18 protein-coding genes are annotated in these 19,246 nt (G+C 72.9%); 10 read left to right on the top strand and 8 right to left on the bottom strand.

Annotated features, from left to right (window positions below; genetic code table 11):
* Positions 1-91: 91 nt before the first annotated feature.
* Positions 92-1,471 (bottom strand): FAD-dependent oxidoreductase, encoded by a 1,380-nt coding sequence (locus tag HUT18_RS29290; protein WP_176103541.1) that lies wholly within the window; start codon positions 1,469-1,471, stop codon positions 92-94.
* A 188-nt stretch (positions 1,472-1,659) separates the two neighbouring features.
* On the opposite strand from HUT18_RS29290, the gene hemG reads away from it, so the two are divergent.
* On the top strand, positions 1,660-3,126 hold the full coding sequence (gene hemG, locus HUT18_RS29295) for a protoporphyrinogen oxidase (RefSeq protein WP_176103542.1): 1,467 nt from the start codon (positions 1,660-1,662) through the stop codon (positions 3,124-3,126).
* Between the two features lie 4 nt (positions 3,127-3,130).
* On the top strand, positions 3,131-3,856 hold the full coding sequence (hemQ, locus tag HUT18_RS29300) for a hydrogen peroxide-dependent heme synthase (RefSeq protein WP_176103544.1): 726 nt from the start codon (positions 3,131-3,133) through the stop codon (positions 3,854-3,856).
* Positions 3,857-4,009: 153 nt separating this feature from the next.
* On the opposite strand, the gene HUT18_RS29305 is transcribed toward hemQ, so the two are convergent.
* From HUT18_RS29305 to HUT18_RS29325, 5 genes are all read right to left on the bottom strand, one after another.
* Positions 4,010-5,629, bottom strand: coding sequence for an alpha/beta hydrolase (locus HUT18_RS29305; protein WP_176103545.1), 1,620 nt, complete (start codon positions 5,627-5,629; stop codon positions 4,010-4,012).
* A 197-nt stretch (positions 5,630-5,826) separates the two neighbouring features.
* Positions 5,827-6,597, bottom strand: a complete 771-nt coding sequence (locus HUT18_RS29310) for a TIGR04222 domain-containing membrane protein (protein ID WP_176103546.1) — start codon at positions 6,595-6,597, stop codon at positions 5,827-5,829.
* Positions 6,598-6,756: 159 nt separating this feature from the next.
* Positions 6,757-7,743 carry a TIGR04222 domain-containing membrane protein gene (locus HUT18_RS29315; protein WP_176103547.1) on the bottom strand — a complete coding sequence of 329 codons (987 nt, stop codon included), beginning with the start codon at positions 7,741-7,743 and terminating at the stop codon, positions 6,757-6,759.
* A gap of 4 nt (positions 7,744-7,747) precedes the next feature.
* Entirely contained in the window at positions 7,748-9,109 is a 1,362-nt protein-coding gene (locus HUT18_RS29320) for a DUF692 domain-containing protein (RefSeq protein WP_176103548.1), read from the bottom strand.
* A gap of 185 nt (positions 9,110-9,294) precedes the next feature.
* Positions 9,295-9,666 carry a MerR family transcriptional regulator gene (locus tag HUT18_RS29325; protein ID WP_176103549.1) on the bottom strand — a complete coding sequence of 124 codons (372 nt, stop codon included), beginning with the start codon at positions 9,664-9,666 and terminating at the stop codon, positions 9,295-9,297.
* 145 nt (positions 9,667-9,811) lie between these two features.
* On the opposite strand from HUT18_RS29325, the gene HUT18_RS29330 reads away from it, so the two are divergent.
* The gene (locus HUT18_RS29330; protein ID WP_176103550.1) at positions 9,812-10,612 is read left to right on the top strand and encodes an aminotransferase class IV family protein; all 801 of its coding nucleotides are present in this window, start codon (positions 9,812-9,814) and stop codon (positions 10,610-10,612) included.
* 34 nt (positions 10,613-10,646) lie between these two features.
* Here the strand turns inward: HUT18_RS29330 and HUT18_RS29335 are convergent, their stop codons facing one another.
* Positions 10,647-11,378 carry an aminoacyl-tRNA hydrolase gene (locus HUT18_RS29335; RefSeq protein ID WP_176103551.1) on the bottom strand — a complete coding sequence of 244 codons (732 nt, stop codon included), beginning with the start codon at positions 11,376-11,378 and terminating at the stop codon, positions 10,647-10,649.
* An 87-nt stretch (positions 11,379-11,465) separates the two neighbouring features.
* Between HUT18_RS29335 and HUT18_RS29340 the strand changes: the two genes are divergently transcribed.
* A complete protein-coding gene (locus HUT18_RS29340; RefSeq protein WP_254878864.1) occupies positions 11,466-12,578 on the top strand; it encodes an ATP-binding cassette domain-containing protein in 1,113 nt (370 codons plus the stop codon).
* Between the two features lie 41 nt (positions 12,579-12,619).
* Positions 12,620-13,285, top strand: a complete 666-nt coding sequence (locus tag HUT18_RS29345) for an ABC transporter (protein ID WP_176104875.1) — start codon at positions 12,620-12,622, stop codon at positions 13,283-13,285.
* Positions 13,286-13,336: 51 nt separating this feature from the next.
* Here HUT18_RS29345 and zapE read toward each other — a convergent pair whose 3' ends face one another.
* Complete coding sequence (gene zapE / locus HUT18_RS29350) at positions 13,337-14,434, bottom strand: cell division protein ZapE (RefSeq protein WP_176103552.1); 1,098 nt, start codon at positions 14,432-14,434, stop codon at positions 13,337-13,339.
* 37 nt (positions 14,435-14,471) lie between these two features.
* Between zapE and HUT18_RS29355 the strand changes: the two genes are divergently transcribed.
* The 5 genes from HUT18_RS29355 (at position 14,472) to HUT18_RS29375 (ending at position 19,151) form a co-directional block, all read left to right on the top strand.
* On the top strand, positions 14,472-15,254 hold the full coding sequence (locus HUT18_RS29355; protein WP_176103553.1) for a pyrimidine reductase family protein: 783 nt from the start codon (positions 14,472-14,474) through the stop codon (positions 15,252-15,254).
* Between the two features lie 127 nt (positions 15,255-15,381).
* Positions 15,382-15,855 (top strand): indole-3-glycerol phosphate synthase, encoded by a 474-nt coding sequence (locus HUT18_RS29360; protein ID WP_176103554.1) that lies wholly within the window; start codon positions 15,382-15,384, stop codon positions 15,853-15,855.
* A 345-nt stretch (positions 15,856-16,200) separates the two neighbouring features.
* The gene (murC, locus tag HUT18_RS29365) at positions 16,201-17,592 is read left to right on the top strand and encodes a UDP-N-acetylmuramate--L-alanine ligase (protein ID WP_176103555.1); all 1,392 of its coding nucleotides are present in this window, start codon (positions 16,201-16,203) and stop codon (positions 17,590-17,592) included.
* 13 nt (positions 17,593-17,605) lie between these two features.
* Positions 17,606-18,013: a peptide-methionine (R)-S-oxide reductase MsrB gene (gene msrB / locus HUT18_RS29370; protein ID WP_176103556.1), complete on the top strand. Its 408-nt coding sequence runs from the start codon at positions 17,606-17,608 to the stop codon at positions 18,011-18,013.
* A 184-nt stretch (positions 18,014-18,197) separates the two neighbouring features.
* Positions 18,198-19,151 (top strand): DUF4232 domain-containing protein, encoded by a 954-nt coding sequence (locus HUT18_RS29375; protein ID WP_176103557.1) that lies wholly within the window; start codon positions 18,198-18,200, stop codon positions 19,149-19,151.
* Positions 19,152-19,246 lie beyond the last annotated feature (95 nt).

Consider the following 19,246-nt stretch of genomic DNA (forward strand, 5'->3'; position numbering starts at 1 on the left):
GTCGGCCTCTCGCCGCCGAGGGGACCCCGGGCCGCCGCTGTGTCGGCGTCCCGCGCCGTCGGCGCCGGGGGTGTCCGCGCCGCGCCGACGGTTACCGCCCTGCCGTCTCCCGCACCGCCACCGCCGCCTTGCGGGCGGCCACCAGGACCGGGTCCCAGACGGGGGAGAACGGCGGTGCGTAGCCAAGGTCGAGTGCGGTCATCTGCTCGACGGTCATCTGGGCGGTGAGGGCCACGGCCGCGATGTCGACGCGTTTCGCGGCGCCCTCGCGGCCGACGATCTGGACGCCGAGCAGCCGTCCGGTGCGGCGCTCGGCGAGCATCTTGACCCGCATCGACCCGGCGCCCGGGTAGTAGCCCGCGCGGCTCGTCGACTCGACGGTCACCGGGACGAACCGCAGGCCCGCCGCGCGCGCCTCCTTCTCGCGGAGCCCGGTGCGCGCGATCTCCAGGTCGCACACCTTGCTCACCGCCGTGCCCACCACACCGGGGAACGTCGCGTAACCGCCGCCCACATTGGTGCCGATGACCTGCCCGTGCTTGTTGGCGTGGGTGCCGAGCGCGATGTGCCGTTCGCGGCCGAGTACCAGGTCGAGCACCTCGACGCAGTCGCCGCCCGCCCAGATGTTCTCGTGGCCGCGTACCCGCATGGCCAGGTCCGTGAGCAGCCCTCCCTGGTCGCCGAGCGGCAGCCCGGCCGCCTCGGCGAGGGTGGTCTCGGGGCGCACACCGGTGCCGAGGACGACCACGTCGGCGGGATACTCCGCGTCCGCGGTCGCCACCGCGCGGACCCGGCCCGCGTCGTCGGTACGGATCTCGGTGACCGCGGCGTCGTTGACCATGGCGATACCCATGGCGGTCATGGCCTCGCCGACCTGCTGCCCCATGTCGGGGTCGAGGGTCGCCATCGGCTGTGCGGCGCGGTTGAGGACCGTCACCTCGTAGTCCCGCTGGACCAGCGCCTCGGCCATCTCCACACCGATGTACCCGGCGCCGACCACGACCGCCCGACGGCCCTCGGTGGCGGCAAGGGAGTCGAGCAGCGCCTGGCCGTCGTCGAGGGTCTGCACGCCGTGCACGCCGGGCGCATTGATGCCCGGCACCGGCGGGCGCACGGGCCGTGCGCCGGTGGCGATCACCAGCTTGTCGTACGAAGTCCACTCCTCGGCGCCGGAGTCGAGCGTCCTGACGCGGATCCGCGAGCCCGCCGGGTCGATCTCCACGACCTCCGTGCGCATCCGCAGGTCGATGTCCCGGGCGCGGTGCTCCTCGGGGGAGCGCGCGATCAGCGCGTCGCGCTCCTCGACGACTCCGCCCACCCAGTACGGGATTCCGCACGCCGAGTACGAGGCGAAGGAGCCGCGCTCGAAGGCGAGGATCTCCAGCTCTTCGGGTCCGCGCAGCCGCCGGGCCTGCGAGGCCGCCGACATCCCCGTGGCGTCGCCGCCGATGACCACAAGACGTTCCCGCATCGCCCGCTCCTCGGCAGTCGCCACCCGGCCGCCGTCGCTCCGGCAGCCGTACGTCCCAAGCCCGCACACCCTCCGGCCCCGTGGGCCGGACCGGTCGCCGGGAGGGCCCGGGACCGCACCGCACACCGTATCCGCCCCGGGGACACGGCAGTTCACCGGCGCCGCGGGCGGTCTGACACAGTGGGCAGATGCACGCAGTGGACAGTCCGGCGGGTCCGGGCACGCACACCGTGGTCGTGGGCGGCGGCATCGCGGGCCTGGCCGCCGCGCACCGGCTGCTCGTCGCCGGCCACCGGGTGACCGTCGTCGAGGCCACCGACCGGCTCGGCGGAAAGCTGCTCCCCGGCGAGATCGCGGGCGTCCGGGTCGACCTGGGCGCCGAGTCCCTGCTCGCCCGCCGCCCGGAGGCCCTCGACCTCGCCCGCGAGGTCGGCATCGGCGACCGCCTGGAGCCCCCGGCCACGGCCACCGCCGCCCTGTGGACCCGGGGCACCCTGCGCCCGATGCCCAAGGGCCACGTCATGGGCGTACCGGGCGACCCGGCCGTACTGACCGGTGTGCTGTCCGAGGAAGGCCTGCGCCGGGCCGACCGGGAGCGCGAACTGCCGCCCACCGAGGTCGGCGAGGACATCGCGGTCGGCGCGTACGTCGCCGCGCGCCTCGGCCGCGAGGTGGTGGACCGTCTGGTCGAGCCCCTGCTCGGCGGGGTGTACGCCGGGGACGCGTACCGGATCTCGATGCGGTCGGCGGTGCCGCAGCTCTTCGCGGCGGCCCGTGCGCACGCCTCGCTGCTCGACGGCGTCGGCGAGATCCAGCGCCGCGCCGCCCGCGCGCAGCAGACCGGCCCTGTCTTCTCCGGCGTGCGCGGCGGAGTGGGCACCATGCCGCTCGCCGTCGCCGAGCGGGTACGGGCCCTGGGCGGCCGCATCCTCACCGGCACCCCGGTCACCGCGCTGCGCCGTACCGCGCCGGGTGCCGCCTGGCGGATCGAGACCCCGGCCGAGGCCCTCGACGCCGATGCCGTGGTCCTCGCCGTGCCCGCCGGTGCCGCCGCCCGGCTGCTCGGCGCCGAGGCCCCGGCCGCCGCGGCCGAACTCGGCGCCGTCGAGTACGCGTCGATGGCCCTGATCACCCTCGCCTACCGCACCTCCGAGGCCCAACTCCCCGAAGGCAGCGGGTTCTTGGTGCCGCCGGTGGACGGCCGCACCATCAAGGCCGCCACCTTCGCGAGCCGCAAATGGGGCTGGATCGGCGAGGAGGACCCGGGCCTGCTCGTGCTGCGGACCTCGGTCGGCCGGTACGGCGAGAGCGCGATTCTGGAGCGCGACGACGAGGAACTCGTCGAGGTTTCGCGCGCGGACCTGCGCGCGGCCACCGGCCTCGACGCACGGCCCGTCGCCGCGCGGGTGACCCGGTGGCAGGACGGGCTGCCGCAGTATCCGGTCGGGCACCTGGCCCGGGTGGCGCGGATCCGGGCCGAGGTGGCGCGGCATCCGGGGCTCGCGGTGTGCGGGGCCGCGTACGACGGGGTCGGTGTGCCCGCCTGTATCGCGAGCGCCCACGCGGCCGTGGACGCGCTGCTCGGCGACCGGCGCGGTCTGACGGACCTCATCCGGAACCCGGTGCAGAGCTTGCACGGCGGCGCGGGAGAATAGCCGCATGAGCGACGACGCACCCGCCAAGATCCCGAACATCGGCAAGAAGGCCAAGGACCTCAACGAGGTCATCCGCTACACCCTGTGGTCGGTCTTCAAACTGCGCGACGTGCTGCCCGGCGACGCCGACCGCGCAGGGTACGCCGGCGAGGTCCAGGAGCTGTTCGACCAGCTCGCCGCCAAGGACGTCACCGTGCGCGGCACGTACGACGTGTCCGGGCTGCGCGCCGACGCCGACCTGATGATCTGGTGGCACGCCGAGACCGCCGAGGCGCTGCAGGAGGCCTACAACCTCTTCCGCCGCACCCGGCTCGGCCGCGCCCTGGTCCCGGTCTGGTCGAACATGGCGCTGCACCGCCCCGCCGAGTTCAACCGCGCGCACATCCCGGCCTTCCTGGCCGACGAGACGCCCCGCGACTACATCAGCGTCTACCCCTTCGTGCGCTCCTACGACTGGTACCTGCTGCCCGACGAGGACCGCCGCCGGATGCTCGCCGACCACGGCAAGATGGCCCGCGGCTACCCCGACGTGCGCGCCAACACCGTCGCCTCGTTCTCGCTCGGCGACTACGAGTGGATCCTCGCCTTCGAGGCCGACGAACTGCACCGCATCGTCGACCTGATGCGTCACCTGCGCGCCTCCGAGGCCCGGATGCACGTACGCGAGGAGATCCCCTTCTACACCGGCCGCCGCCGCAGCGTGGCCGAGCTCGTGGAGGGGCTGGCCTGATCCGGCCGGGGGCACGAACTTCCGTACGCGCCGGGCGGTGCCCCGGCGGGACGCGGCGTGACGAGGGCGGGGCCACCGGAAATCCGGTGGCCCCGCCCTCGTCCGCGTACCGCACCTTCCTGGCGCCTGCGCCCTACGGCGCGTCGGCGGCCCTCACTCGCCGCGCCGCACGTCGAAGGCCGCCCGCCCGCCGGTGGCCAGCGGGCGCGGCTGCGGGTGTGGGGCGCAGCGGGCGTCCTCGGCGGGGAGTCTGCCCTCGACCAGGTAGTCGTCGAGGTAGCCGTTGACGCAGTCGTTGGGGCCGCCGCCGACCCCGGTCATGCCCGCGCCGCGCTCCGTCACGAGCACCGAACCGGCGATCCTGCGGTGCAGTTCGCGGGCGCCCGGGTACGGGGACACGGCGTCGTGTTCGGCGGCAAGCACCAGGGTCGGCGGGAGCCGGCCCGGGGCGGTGCGGACGTCGACCGGCCGCTGTCCGGGCAACGGCCAGCTGGCACAGGGGAGTTGGGGCCAGACCTGGTCCCAGGCGGCGAACGGCGCGGTCCGTGCGAGCCGCGTCGCGTCCCGGTCCCAGGTGGTCCAGGAACGCGGCCAAGGGGAGTCGTTGCACCGTACGGCGGTGGACACCGCGGCCGTGTTCTCGCGCTCCTTGGCCGCCTCGGGGACGGGGGAGGCCTGCTGGATCAGGAAATCCGGCTCGCCGTCCACGAAGGCCGCCAGGGCGGTGGCACGCAGCGGCCAGTAGTCGTCGTAGTACACGACCTTGGTGAACGCCGCCTGGAGCTGCCCGGGTCCGACGATCCCGCCCGCGGCCTCGCGGGTGAGCCGTGCGTGCACACCGTCGTACGCGCGCTGCACGGCGGCGGCCGTGGTGCCGAGGCCGTAGGCCTTGTCGTGCCGGGCGACCCAGCCGAGGAACGCCTGCCAGCGCCGCTGGAAGGCGGCCGACTGGCGCAGCAGCGTGGGGTAACCGACCTGCTCCGGCGCCGGATCGGGTACCGAGTCGAAGACCATCCGGCGTACGTGACGCGGGAACAGGGTGGCGTACACGGCCCCGACCTGGCCGCCGTACGAGACGCCCATGAAGGTCAGCCGCCGTTCGCCGAGTGCGGCGCGGAGCACGTCCAGGTCGCGGGCGTTGTCGCGGGTGGAGTAGTGCCGCAGCCGCTCGCCCGCGTTCCACAGACAGCCGCGCGCGTACGCCCGCGCCTGCGCTCGGCGCTTGTTCTTCTGCGACGGGTCGGGGCGGCGGGGCGCGTCGGTGGGCGCGGCCGTGAACCGGCCGGGGTCCTGGCAGGACAGCGGGGCGGCCCGGCCGACGCCGCGCGGCGTGTAACCGACCAGGTCGTACGCGGCGTGCATGCGCTGCCAGGTGCGCAGCCCGGCGACCATCGGGAAGTAGATCCCCGAGGTGCCGGGGCTGCCGGTCCTGAAGACCAGCGAACCCTGGCGTTTCACCGGGCGGCCCTCGGCGTCGGCGCCCGAGGCGCGGGCCCGGCTCACCGTGAGCGTGATCTGCTCGCCGTCGGGGCGGGCGTAGTCCAGCGGTACGCGGACGGTTCCGCACTGGGTCGGCGGGTCCAGGTGCAGGTTCTCCGGGCAGGGCCCGAACCGGATCCCGCGGGCTGCGGCACGTTCGGCGGCCAGGGCCGTGCCGAGGGCGCGGACGTCCGGCGTGCCCCCGGCCTTGACCGGGGCGGCGGGTGCCGTGGCGGCGACGGTCACGAGCAGGGAACCGGTGATCGCCACCAGGACTCCGAGGCGCAGGGCCATAACCCCTCCCATTCGTTTCCCGGGCGTTCCGAGGACGGACGGCCGAAGGCGAAGGCCAAGGGCTCAGGGCTCGAAGTCGCATGCCCATCGCGCGGGGCTCCACGCCGAGCCAGGCCCTCGAAAGCCGTGAATCGGACGAAAGGGATGCTCGGGGGCGGGAGTCCGGGATGTAAAGCACCCCGGCGGCCGGTGTCCGCTCAAAGAGTGCGCTGTGCCGCCGAACGCACCGAGAACGCCGCCTCCAGCTGTGGGTCTCCGGCCGCGCCTATTCCGCACAGGGCCACCCGCGCGAGCGGAACGGGCCGCTGGTCCCGCTCGCCCGCCGGAAGGTCGGCGAGGAGTCTGCGCCCCGCGAGCGAGGCCCAGCGGGTGTACGGGTGGGTCTCGTACCGGGCGATGGCGAGCGAGGTGAGGGTGAGCATCAGGGGCAGCGTGAACCAGGTCAGCAGGCTGGTGCCGGTCTCGCCCTGACCCGGGATCAGCATCGCGGCCAGGCAGAGCGCCAGTGTCGCGAGGGCCACGGCGCGTACCTGGCGCACCGCACCCGCGACTGTGCCACGGGCGCTGTCCGGCACCGCGAGCCCGGCCCCGACGAGACCCTCGGCCAACTCCCGTACCGGACCCGCCGCCGCGGCCGCCTTGCGCACTTCCGCGATCGGCGACTGCCCCTGCGGGCCCATCGCCTCGATGACCGCCTCCTCCATGGCGTCCCTGGGCTCGGGGTCGACCACGGTGGCCCAGCCGGTGTGCGCGAGCAGGACACGGCGTTCGCGGGCCATCGAGACCAGGGTGAACTCGGCGGCGCGGTACGGCCCGCCGGAGAGGAACGCGGCCTCGTAGAGCGACAGTTCACGCCGCGCTCCCGGGCGGGCGTCGGCCGCGGCGGCACGGACCGCGGCCCGGCACAGACGGACACAGGACACGACGGCAGCCACACAGGCGAGCGACAGGAGAAGCAGCCACAGCATGCGCCGAGTTGTATGCGAGACAACCCTCTTCGCGCCACGGCTTATTCAGGATACGGACAGAATGTGGGGCTTCGCACACCTGATGGTGGGCGTACAACCGTCGACCCGGCGCGGTGCGCGAGGGCTCGGGTCGACCCCGTATCGGCCCGGCCATCGCTTCTAGGACGACCCTCCGCAGCCGCCCCCGCCCCCGCTCGAACCACCGCCGCACGACGAGCCCGAGGAACCCCCGCAGGAGGACCCGGAGGATCCCCCGCAACTGCCCGAGGTCCCGCTGCACGAGGAGCCGCCGCAGCCGCCGCCCCCGCAGCCCGTGCCGCCGCCCCCGCACCAGTTGACGGGGACGTCGAAGGCGGGCGTGAGGAACAGGTCGCCGCCCGTGCCGCCGCCGCGCCGGGCCGAGTTGCGGGCGACGGACAGGAAGACCGCGCGCAGCCCGGGGTCGGGCAGGGTGCGCGGGCCGCCGACCGCGACCCTCGTCAACGCGTCGCCCGCCGCCGCGCCCGCCGCGAAGGAGCGCAGCACCCGGCGGCCGGTCACGCTGAGCACGCCACGGGAGCGGACCACCGAGACCACCCCGAGGACGATGCCGAGGACAAGCCCGGGGAAGACCGCGATGAAGAACGGCACCGGGAAGCCGGAGCCGCCGCTTCCCGCGTACTGGAACACGGTCAGCACGATCGACAGCGGCACCGCGACCACGCAGACGAGGGTGTGCAGGATCGCCCACTGGCGCAGCGGTCGCAGGCCCTCGGGTCGTACCAGCAGGCCGCGTTGGGCGAGCGAGTCGCCGACCGTCTGCACCTCGTGGCCGCGCATCACCGTCGTACGGACCCAGGCCAGGGAACCGCTCGGCGCGCTCGCGCAGGCGTTGAGCACCGCCTGCTCCACCGGGTGCCAGGCCTGCGCCCGGTGCACCGCGACGATGCCCGGCTCGGCCACGGCCAGCCGTCCGTCGAGGCACATCGCCGTGAGCGCGGTGTCGGTGACCCTGCCGGGGCCACCGGCGAGAAAGGCGGCCTCCAGGACGTCCTGCGGCCGCGCGCCGGGTACGAAGGCCGTGGCGCGGGCCCGGTTCAGACTGACGGTGAGGCCGATCGCCGAGCCGAGGACGATCAGCCAGACGAGGAGTACGAGAACACCCATGGCTTCACCTCCGTGCCAGTACGCGGCGGGCGGTGTGACCGAGGTGCCGCAGCCGGGCCAGCGGACGGGCCGACCGGGGTGCGGGCCCAGAGCGCTCCAGCCACCAGGCACGCAGCCGGGCCCGGGCCGCCTCGTCCACGGGCCGCCCGGCGAGCAGCAGCCGCTCGGCGAAGTCGAGGGCGTCCCGCCGGTAGCCGCCGGTCATGGGCCGGCGCTGCGCATGGGCGAGGAACTCCTCCCGGTAGGCCCGCCCGCCCAGGATCTCCGGCAGTTCGGGCGCCACCTTGGCCACCACATCGGCCCGCTTGGCCGCGAGCGCCCGGCTCTGCACCGCGAGCCTGGCCCGGTCGAAGCCCTCGGGCACCGGCGTCCCGGCCACCAGGGCGGAGAGCAGCGCGGTCTGTGCGAGAGCCAGCCGCTGCCGGACCTCTTCGGGGACGGCGGTCGGCTCCTCGGGTGCCTCGCCCTCCGCGATGCCCTCTGCCTCGACGGCATTCAAGACCTGTACGGACTCCCGCTCCCGTACGACGTCCCCCGCCCCGGATGCCTTGTCCACCGTCTCCCGGATCGCCTCCAACTCCCCTTCCAGCTCGGCGGGTTCGGGGAAGTTCTCGTCGCGTTCGAGCAGCACGCCGGGCGGGGCAGTGCGCGCGGCGAGTTCGGCCAGGATGTCGAGTACGGGACGGGGGACCGGGTGGGCGTGCGAGTCGTGCCAGACGCCGTCGCGCTCGAAGCCGCCGGCCACGTGGACGTAGGCGAGCGCCTCCAGGGGGAGGGCGTCCAGGGCCTGTACGGGGTCCTCGCCCCGGTTCACGTGGTTGGTGTGCAGGTTCGCCACGTCGATGAGGAGCCGTACGCCGGTCCGCTCGACCAGTTCGTACAGGAACTGCCCCTCGGTCAGCTCCTCGCCGGGCCAGGAGATGAGCGCCGCGATGTTCTCGACGGCCAGCGGCACGGGGAGGTTCGCCTGGGCGATGCGGATGTTCTCGCAGAGCACGGCCAGCGATTCCCGGGTACGCGGAACCGGCAGCAGATGTCCGGCTTCCAGCGGAGTGGAGGCGGTGCGTGCGCCCCCGGCGCGTACGAAGGCGATGTGCTCCGTGACGAGGGGCGCGCCGAGGCACTGCGCGCGCTCGGCGAGTGCTTCGAGGCGCTCCTCGTCGGGGCGTTCGGCGCCGCCGAGCCCGAGCCCCACCCCGTGCGGGACGACGGTGACACCACGCGCGAGGAGCCGCTCCAACGAGTCGGGCAGATGGCCGGGGCAGAGATTCTCCGCCACCGTCTCCACCCAGTCGATCCCGGGCATGGCCTCCACGGCTTCGGCGATTTCCGGCCGCCAGCCGATGCCGGTCCCCAGTCGCTCCATGTCTTCTCCGTCCCCCTCGCATCCCGCGGCACCCCGGACAACAGGCGCCGTGAGCATGGACATCCGCACGGCGCCGTGCGGTCACGACCCTTTACTCGCCCCGGGGGCAGTGGCCGAATCCCTGGCTGGGGACGTTCAGAGCTACATTTGAGGTTCCCGTGGGCCGCCGCCGGGCGGCGCGCACCTCAACGGGCCGGTCCGGCGGGCGACTGCGCCAAGTAGTCGGCGAGCGTGCCGCGGGTGCGTCGGAGGTTGTCGATGTGCTCGTCCATGGCCGTCATCTCCCCCTGGAGGATGGCCCGCAGATCGGCGCACCAGTCGAACTCGGGCGCCTCCTGCGCCTCACCACGGACGCAGGGCAGCACCGAACGGATCACCTTCGTGGACAGGCCCGCGTCCAGCAGGGCGCGCACCCGCCGCACGGTGACGACCGCGTCCTCGTCGTAGTGCCGGTAGCCGTTGTGCTCGCGCCTGGACTCAAGGAGACCCTGCGCCTCGTAGTACCGCAGCAACCGTGCCGCGACCCCGGTACGCCGGGACAACTCTCCGATCAGCATCTGCCCCGCCCATCGTGTCTGACCTGCGCGTCTTGACGTTCGCACCGATGTTAAGCCTTAGCGTCGTGCCACCGGTCGGGCATTTCGCCCGGGGCTCTGGCGGGCCTACGGATCACTGACCGACGCCGAAGTGGAGTGACACAGGATGTCTTTCGTTGTGCAACGTAACGGCCGGGCGGCGACCGCCGAGGAGCTGACGCCGCTCGCCTTCGCGGGCTACGCCCACTTCACCGCCCTCCAGGTCCGGGACGGCCGGGTCCGGGGCCTCGACCTCCACCTGGAGCGGCTGCGCTCCGCCTCCCTGGAGATGTTCGGGCGGGCGCTGCCCGACGACCGGGTCCTTTCGTACCTGCGGACGGCTTCGCGGTCCGGTCCCGCCGACCTCTCGCTGCTCGCCACGGTGTACTCCCCGGCGGGTGAGTTCACCGTGGCCGGACCCGAGGTGGAGCCCGAACTCCTGGTCCGTACGGGACCGGCCGCGAACGGCCCCGAGGGCCCGCTGTCCCTGGCGGCCATCGAGCACGAACGGGACCTCCCGGCCGTGAAGCACGTCGGCGAGGTGGCCAAGACCCATCGCCTCCGCCAGGCCGTCGAGCGTGGATTCGACGACGCCGCCTTCGTCGACCGGCGGGGCCGGCTGAGCGAGGCCACCATCTGGAACCTGGCCTTCTGGGACGGCGACAGCGTGGTGTGGCCCGCCGCCGAGATGCTGACGGGTACCACCATGGGCATCGTCCGCCGCCAGTTGGAACGCCTCGGTGTGCCCCAGCGCACCCGGGAGATGACCCTCGACGACCTGCCCACCCTGGCCGGAGCGGTCGTCATGAACTCCTGGACCCCGGGCATCCCGGTACACCGCATCGGCCCGGTCCCGCTGCCGGACGCCCCGCTCTTCGTGAAGCAGCTGCACCAGGCGTACGAGGAGGAACCTGCCGTGGCGTTGTGAGGGGGCTGGGGCAGGCGCGACCTTGCGGACTTGCCTACGGCCGCCGTTCGCGTCGCAGAGGGCAGACGCGAAGTCCCCCTTCGGCTACGACGGTCGGCCCGGGCGCGATCTCGGTGAACCCCGCGTCGCGCACCAACGGCAGCCCGGAAGCGATGAGTTCGTGCCACTGCTCCGTCTCGGCCCGGCGTACCGACAGGGCGAATCCGCTGTCTCGCCAGGCGGCCCGTTCGTCCTCGTCCAGTTCCCACCAGGCGAGCTGTGCCGCGTGACCGGCCTGTGCCATCGTCTTGCCTGCGGACATGGTGAGCTCCGGGTTCAGCCACAGTACGGGCGCCTGGGGCGAGGGCGCGGCGGGCGGCTTGTCGTCGTCGAGTTCGGTGCCGGAGACCTGGAGTACGGAGAGCTCCTTCGGCCAGCCGTCCAGCGGTACCGGCGGAAAGACCCGCACCTCGGCGGATTCGCCGCGCACCGTGATGCCGGGCAGCGCTTCCGCCTTGCGCCACGGTCCGCCGCGCGCCCGGCGGACCACCTTGCGGATCCGGGCGTCCTGCCAGTCGTGCACCGCCCGGGCCCACTCGCCGTCTCCCCGCGAGCGTGCGTCATCCAGCAGCACGAGCACGGCGCGGGCCGCCGTTTCGAGGGCGTCGGTACGACCGGGCGGTTCCGCGCGTTCGATACGGACGACCAGGGGGAGCACGGACTCGGGGACGGCGAAGTTGTGGCTGTCCTGGCTGTCCTGGCTGTACTCGCTGTTCTCGCTGTTCACCGGTCCATTGTTCACCGGCCCGTTCCGGGGCCGCCAACCCTCCGGCCGGGCTTGGCCGTCGAGGCCCGGCGGGTGAGGATGAGGCGTATGAGGCAGCACAGGTACGGAACCGGCGAGGCGCTGCGCACTCTCACCGGGGTGGGGCGCCGTTACGGCCGACGCGGTGCGTGGGTGCTGCGCGAAGTGGACCTGACCGTGCGCCCGGGCGCTCTGATACGGATCGAAGGCGCCAACGGCACCGGAAAGTCCACTCTGTTGCGCCTGGTCGCGGGGCTGGACGCGCCTTCGGCGGGACGGATCACCGGCCGCCCGCGCACCGCGTACGTACCCGAACGCTTCCCCGCCCAGCTGCCGTTCACCGCCCGTGGCTACCTCCTCCACCTCGGCCGTGTGCACGGCCTGGGTTCCGAGGCGGCGGCACGGCGCTCGCAGCAGTGGATGGAACGCCTCGGCGCGGCACCGTACCTGGACACCCCGATGCCCGAACTGTCCAAGGGCAGCAGCCAGAAGGTGGCCCTCGCCCAGGCACTTCTCGGCGACCCCGAACTCCTGGTCCTGGACGAGGCGTGGACCGGCCTGGACACCGCGGCCCGCGCGGAACTCGATCTCGCCGTTCACGAACGGACGGCGAGCGGCGGGGCTGTCGTGTACGTCGACCACGATCCCCTTCGCCTCGCCGACCGTGTTGACCTGCGGTGCGCGGTGACGGTGACCGGAGGTCTCGACTGCCGTACGGGGCCGGGGAGTTCGGCCTCCTCCGGCGCCGCTTCCCCGCCCCCTGCCACGTCGGCCCTCGCCACGACTTCCGCTCCCGCCACGGTCACCGTCGAGGTCGCGGGCCCACCCGGCGCGGTCCCACCCACGCCGCAAGCCGTCGCCTCGGGCCCCGACCCCCGCACGCCGGACCACACGGCCCGTACCCCCGAAGGCACTTGGCTGCTCACCCTCACCGCCGACCGCTCCGACGCCCTGCTGCGCACACTCCTGACGGCCGAGCCGCCCTGGCACGTGGTCCGGGTCTCGCGCGTCGGTGAGGACGCATCGGTCGGTGAGGAGACCCCGGTCGATGAGGAAACCCCCGCCGGTGACGGCACACCGTCCGGCGAGGACGCATCCGCCGAACCCGCCGAACCCGCCGAACCCGCCGAACCCGCCGTCCCCGCCGAACCGACCGTCCCCGTCGGACGGACCGCCCGATGACACAGTCACCCGCCCGAACCCGGCCGACCACCATCACCGTCCTGCCGGCCCTGCTCCGCTACCACGGTGCCCTGCTCATCCGCTCCCAGCGGCTGATCGCGCCCGTCCTCTGCTACGCCGCCGTACTCGCCATCGGGGTGCGCTCCGGGGGACCGATACTCGACTCGCTGGGCTGGACGGCGGCGGCATTGCTGCCCGTCGCCGCCTGGACCGTACGGATCTGTGTCACCAACGAGCCCGCCGCGGCCCGCAGTTGTCTCGCCGCACCGGCCGGGCCCTGGCGGGCGCACCTCGGCGCGGTGCTCACCGCGGCCCTCGCCTCCTCGGCGCTCGGCACCGTGGCAGCCGTAGTGGTCTCGCTGCTCAGCAAGAGTGCGAGTACGAACGGGAAGATCCCGGTGGACCGGTGGCCCGCCACGGCGGCCGGGCTGCTCGCCGTGCTGCTGTGCGCGCTGCTCGGCACGGCCGTGGGCGCGCTCGGCACCTGGCCCCTGACGCGCTCCACCGGACGCTCGGTCACGGCGCTCACCGGCGGCGCGGTGCTGGCCCTGGTCACCTCCGGCTCCCCGGCGCGCACCGCCGTCACGGGGCTGGTCACGGGCTCACGAGATGCCGAGGTGATCGTGCCCGTACTGCCTTTCCTGCTCGCCGTGTTGGCGGCCGCGACGGCCACCACCCTTGCCTGCTGGGCGAGTTCACGCCGCTGACCGGACCGGGCCCCGCAGCCCGGGAACAACACTACTGCGGGGCACGGCGGTTCAGCTCTCGACGAGCGCCTTGCCGTCCCGCGCCAACGCCGTCAGTCGCGAGATGGCACGGAAGTACTTCTTGCGGTAGCCGCCGTTCAGCATCTCCTCGCTGAACAGGCGGTCGAACGGCAGCCCCGAGGCGAGTACCGGCACCTCACGGTCGTACAGCCGGTCCGCGAGCACCACCAGGCGCAGCGCGGTGGACTGGTCGGGCACCGGCCGCACCCCGGTCAGGCAGACCGCGCGCACGCCGTCCGTCAGGGCGCCGTAGCGGCTCGGGTGGACGCGCGAGAGGTGTTCGAGCAGGTGCGGGAAGTCGTCCAGGGAGGCGCCCTCGGTGGCGTACGCGACCTTGGACACCTGTTCGTCGGAGTACGGCTCGGGCGCCTCGGGCAGACCGCGGTGCCGGTAGTCCTCGCCGTCGATGCGCAGGGTGCGGAAGTGCGCGGACAGGCCCTGGATCTCGCGCAGGAAGTCGACCGCCGCGAACCGGCCCTCGCCGAGCTTGCCCGGCAGGGTGTTGGAGGTCGCGGCCAGGGCCACGCCCGCCTCGACGAGCTTGCCGAGCAGCGAGGAGACCAGGACCGTGTCGCCCGGGTCGTCGAGCTCGAACTCGTCGATGCACAGCAGCCGGTGCTCGCCCAGCGTCTTCACGGTCTGCTGGAAGCCGAGGGCGCCCACCAGGTTCGTGAGCTCCACGAAGGTGCCGAACGCCTTCTGCTCCGGGGCGGCGGGAGTGGCGTGCCAGAGGGAGGCGAGCAGGTGGGTCTTGCCGACGCCGTATCCGCCGTCGAGGTAGACGCCGCGCGGCCCGCTCGGGGCGGCGGCCTTGTCACGCCCGCCGAACCAGCGGCGGCGCTTGCCCGCACCGCTGGCATGGGCGCCGCCGAGCCCCGACGCGAAGGTCTCCAGGACGCCGACCGCCTCGGACTGGCTCGGCTGGTTCGGGTCCGGGATGTACGTCGCGAAGCGGACGCCGTCGAACCGGGGCGGCGGCACCATCTCGGCGACCAGGCGCTCGGCGGGAACGTGCGGCTCGCGGGCGCACAGGGAGAGCGGGGCGGCGTCCGCTATGGAACGCGCGCCGGGGGCGGTGATGGCAGACACGCCTACCGACTTTAGCCGTCATGGGACACTGGCCGACATGCGACGCCTGTTCCCTGTGACCGAAGAGACAGCAGACCACAAGGGGCGCGGGCCCCTCGTGGACCGCGAATGGGATCTGCTCGAACTGGCAGAGGCCTACGCCTATCCGGCGGACCGCACCCCCTGGCTGCGGGCGAACATGGTCTCCTCGCTCGACGGCGCCGCCCAGCACGAGGGTCGCTCCCAGCCCCTGTCCAGCGCGGCCGACATGCGGATCTTCGGCACTCTGCGTGGCCTCGCCGACGCGGTGGTGGTCGGTGCCGAGACGGTACGCAGCGAGGGGTACCGGCCGCCGCGTGAGCGGGCCGTCTTCGCGCCGCTGCGCGCGGCGGCGGGCCAGCACCCCGCCCCGGTGATGGCCGTCGTCAGCGCGAGCCTCGACCTGGACTTCTCGCTGCCTCTGTTCACCGAGACCGTGACCCCGACCCTGGTGCTCACCGGAGCCGAGGCCCCCGCGGACCGGGTCGCCGCCGCGCGGGCGGCCGGGGCACAGATCGTGATCGCCGGTTCGGCCAGGGGCGTGGAGCCCGCGCGGATGGTCGCCGCCCTCGCCGAACGCGGGCTGACCCGGCTGCTCACCGAGGGCGGACCGAGCCTGCTCGGCCAGCTGGTGGCCGCGAACGTACTGGACGAGCTGTGTCTGAGCGTGGCCCCCGTACTCACAGCGGGTCACGCGCAACGGATTGCCGGTGGCCCGACTGTGGAGGTGCCGGAACGATTCATCCTCAGTTCGTTGATCGAGGAGGCCGGTTTCCTGTTCACCCGATACTGTCGCAACTGATGTTGACCGGAATTCAAACATCCATTTTCGCCGTTTTGCACGACATAACTGGCAACCCGTGAGTGCTTACGGGGCAGGATGGTTTCCGCAAGGGCCCAGCAGGACCCCGGATAGAAGGGCGCCCGACGTGTTCACGAGCGTACTGATGATCGAGAAGGCCCTGACGTCCGCGGACGTGGAGTTCGTAACGACCCTGCACGGCGACGAGCCGGTGCGCTTCCACCTCCTCCTCCAGCCCCGCGGCGATCAGGCGGACCGTCTGCTGCGCGCCATCGACGACGTCGCCCTCGGCGAGATCGACCAGGTGGCCCGCGAGGCGGACACTCCGGAGGGCGAGGAGGCACTGGCCCTGGGCGAGCGCGCGCTGGAGGTCTCCCTGGCCGCACTGCACCACGCGGGCTGCGAGGCCCAGGGCAGACTCATCGAGGACCATCCGCTGGACGCGCTCCAGGTCCTCGTCGACGAGATCTCCGCGGACGAGGTCATCGTGCTGACCGACCCGCACTACGTGGAGGAGTTCTTCCACCGCGACTGGGCCTCCCGGGCCCGGCACCGGGTGGGCGTCCCCGTGCTCAAGCTCTTCTCCCACAGCAAGGCCTGACCCTTACCGTCACCGCGTCTTGCTACGCGCGGAGACTCGTGCTGTCCTGGCCGGATCCGCGGCGGGCCGGTGGACGCTCGGCGACGCCGATGGCGATAGCCACGGCGATGGCGATGGCGGTGGCCACGGCGATGATCCCGGCGGAGGGACGTCGGTGATCCGGTTCAGGTGAGAGGGCGACTGTTCCCCGTCCACGTCGGTACGCCGCGGCCACTCCGTCGTGCGGGGCCGCCGTGTGAGCCCGATGGCCTGCGGTGGGCATAGGCTTGGGCCCGCTCGGCCCTCGTCGGCATCTCGTCACCACCGGCACAGCACGGCACCACGTCACGACTGGGAGTACTCGCAATGGCATCCGGCCTTCCCACCGCCATGGACCGACCGCACTTCATCGGGATCGGCGGAGCCGGGATGTCGGGCATCGCCAAGATCCTCGCGCAGCGCGGCGCCAAGGTGGCGGGCAGCGACGCCAAGGACTCGGCGACCACCGAAGCCCTGCGCGCCCTCGGCGTGACCGTGCACCTCGGCCACGACGCCGCGCACCTCGCCGAGGACGCCTCCTGCGTCGTCGTCTCCTCCGCGATCCGCGCGGACAACCCCGAACTGGCCCGGGCCACCGAACTCGGCATCCCCGCGGTGCACCGCTCCGACGCCCTCGCCGCGCTGATGACCGGCCTGCGCCCGCTCGCCGTGGCGGGCACCCACGGCAAGACGACCACCACCTCGATGCTCGCGGTCGCCCTGAGCACGCTCGGGCTCGACCCCTCGTACGCCATCGGCGGCGACCTGGACATCCCCGGCTCCAACGCCCGGCACGGCGAGGGCGAGATCTTCGTCGCCGAGGCGGACGAGAGCGACCGCAGCTTCCACAAGTACGCGCCCGAGGTCGCCGTCGTCCTCAACGTCGAGCTCGACCACCACGCCAACTACGCGTCCATCGACGAGATCTACGAGTCCTTCGAGACCTTCGCGGACCGCATCCTGCCCGGCGGCACCCTGGTCATCTCCGCCGACCACCCGGGCGCCCGGGAACTCGCCGGACGGCTGCGCGACGTCCGCGTGGTCACCTACGGCGAGGCGCCCGACGCCGACGTACGCGTCCTGTCCATCACCGCCCAGGGCCTCAAGAGCGAGGTCACCGCGGTCCTCGACGGACAGGAACTGACCTTCACCGTCTCGGTGCCCGGCCGCCACTACGCCCTCAACGCGGTCGCCGCCCTCACCGCGGGCGCCGCGCTCGGTGTGCCCTCGCCCGAGCTGGCCGCCGCCCTCGCCTCGTACACGGGCGTCAACCGCCGACTCCAGCTCAAGGGCGAGGCGGCCGGGGTGCAGGTCATCGACTCCTACGCGCACCACCCGACCGAGATGACCGCCGACCTCGAAGCCATGCGGGCGGCGGTCGGCGAGGGCGAGGGGCGCATCCTGGTCGTCTTCCAGCCCCACCTCTTCTCGCGTACGCAGGAGCTCGGCACCGAGATGGGCCAGTCGCTGGCGCTCGCGGACGCCTCGGTACTGCTCGACATCTACCCGGCCCGCGAGGACCCGATCCCCGGCGTGACCAGCGCGCTGATCGGCGAGGCGGCGCGGGCCGCCGGCGCCGAGGTCACCGAGGCGCACGACAAGAACTCCGTCCCGGAGGTGCTCGCGGGAATGGTGCGCCCCGGCGATCTCGTTCTCACCATGGGCGCGGGTGACGTCACCGACCTCGGGCCCCGGATTCTTGACCGACTGGCGAAGTGAGGACGTGAGACCCATGGCGTACGAGGTCGAGAAGACCGACGAGCAGTGGCGTGCCGAGCTCAGCCCGGCCGAGTACCAGGTACTGCGGCAGGCCGGCACCGAGCCCGCGTTCACCGGCGAGTACACCGACACCAAGACCGAGGGCGTCTACTCCTGCCGCGCCTGCGGCGCCGAACTCTTCACCTCCGGGACCAAGTTCGCCTCGCACTGCGGCTGGCCGAGCTTCTTCGACCCGAAGGACACCGAGGCCGTCGAGCTGATCGAGGACCGCTCACACGGCATGGTCCGCACGGAGGTGCGGTGTGCGGCGTGCGGTTCCCACTTGGGGCACGTGTTCGAGGGCGAGGGGTATCCGACGCCTACCGATCAGCGGTACTGCATCAACAGCATTTCGTTGCGGCTGGAGCCAAAGGGCGACTGAGCGAGCCGCCGCCACCTTGCTTGCGACCGGACTGTGCCCACGACGCCAAGGGGAGCCGGGGGCATGCCCAACCGCCCCCGCTCATCCCGGACTTGTGCGTTCATCCCGGACTTGTGACACACGTATGACCGGAATCATGGCCTCCGTCACATGCGCAGGGTGCACAGTCTGCTCAGATGGCCGGATGCGCAGACCCGCCTCTCCTCGTCCGGCTCGTGCCCGCGGCGTCACCTCCCTGTCGGCTCTCGCTGCGGCCGTTCTGCTGCTCACGGCCTGCGGGGCGGAGCGTGCCGGTGCCGGGAGGCCCGGCGCGGACGGGTCCGAACCGCCGTCCCGTACGCAGATCGACGACCCGGGAAAGGACGGCGTACGGATCACCTCGCTGACCCTTCCGTCGGCCTCCCCCTCGCCCGCTCGCGGCTCCGTTTCCGCCGACGGACTCCCCGGAGACTCGGGAGTCACTGCCGCCTACGAGATCACCAACGAAGCGGCCGAGGCCCTGACCTACTCGGTCGTCGTCACCTTCGTCAGCGGTGACGGTGGGGCCGTCACCAACCGAACCGTGACCGTCCGCGACGTCGGCCCCGGGAAGACCGTACGGGGCACGGTCCGGGCCGGGGAACTGCCGCCCGCCGCGCCGCGCGTGGTGCGGGCCAAGGTGCTCACCGTGGCAAAGGTCCCCGCGGACGAGGCGGTGGCCGAACCGGGTACGTGCCCCGCCTCCGGTATCCGCGTCAGCGCCGACAAGGGCGACGCGGCCATGGGACTGCGCGTCGTGGGCCTGCATCTCGACAACTGCGGCACACGCGACTACACCGTCGAGGGCTATCCGCTCCTGGAGCTTCTGGACGACAAGCTGGAGCCGGTCGAGGGCGTCGAGATCCTCGACGGCAGCCGCGAGATCACCACCGGCGCCGGGGAGGACAAGGAGCCCGGCCGCGTCACGCTCAGGCCCGGCGAGTCGGCGACATCGAGCCTGGTCTGGCGCAACACCACCGAGTTCGGCACGCCCGTGAACGTGCCCCATGTGCGGGTCCGGGCGAAGACCGGGGCCGACCCGGTGACGTTGACTGTGCACCTCGACCTCGGAACCACCGGAAAGCTGGGGGTCAAAACGTGGGAGAAGGCGGAGCGTTGAACCCTGCCCAGTCTGCTTTCATGCGAGCTGTCGACCACCTTCCCGCACTGTCCCGGGTGCGCACGACAGCTTGCTCCCTTGACCCTGACACCGTG

The sequence above is a fragment of the Streptomyces sp. NA04227 genome (assembly GCF_013364195.1).
GTDB lineage: Bacteria > Actinomycetota > Actinomycetes > Streptomycetales > Streptomycetaceae > Streptomyces.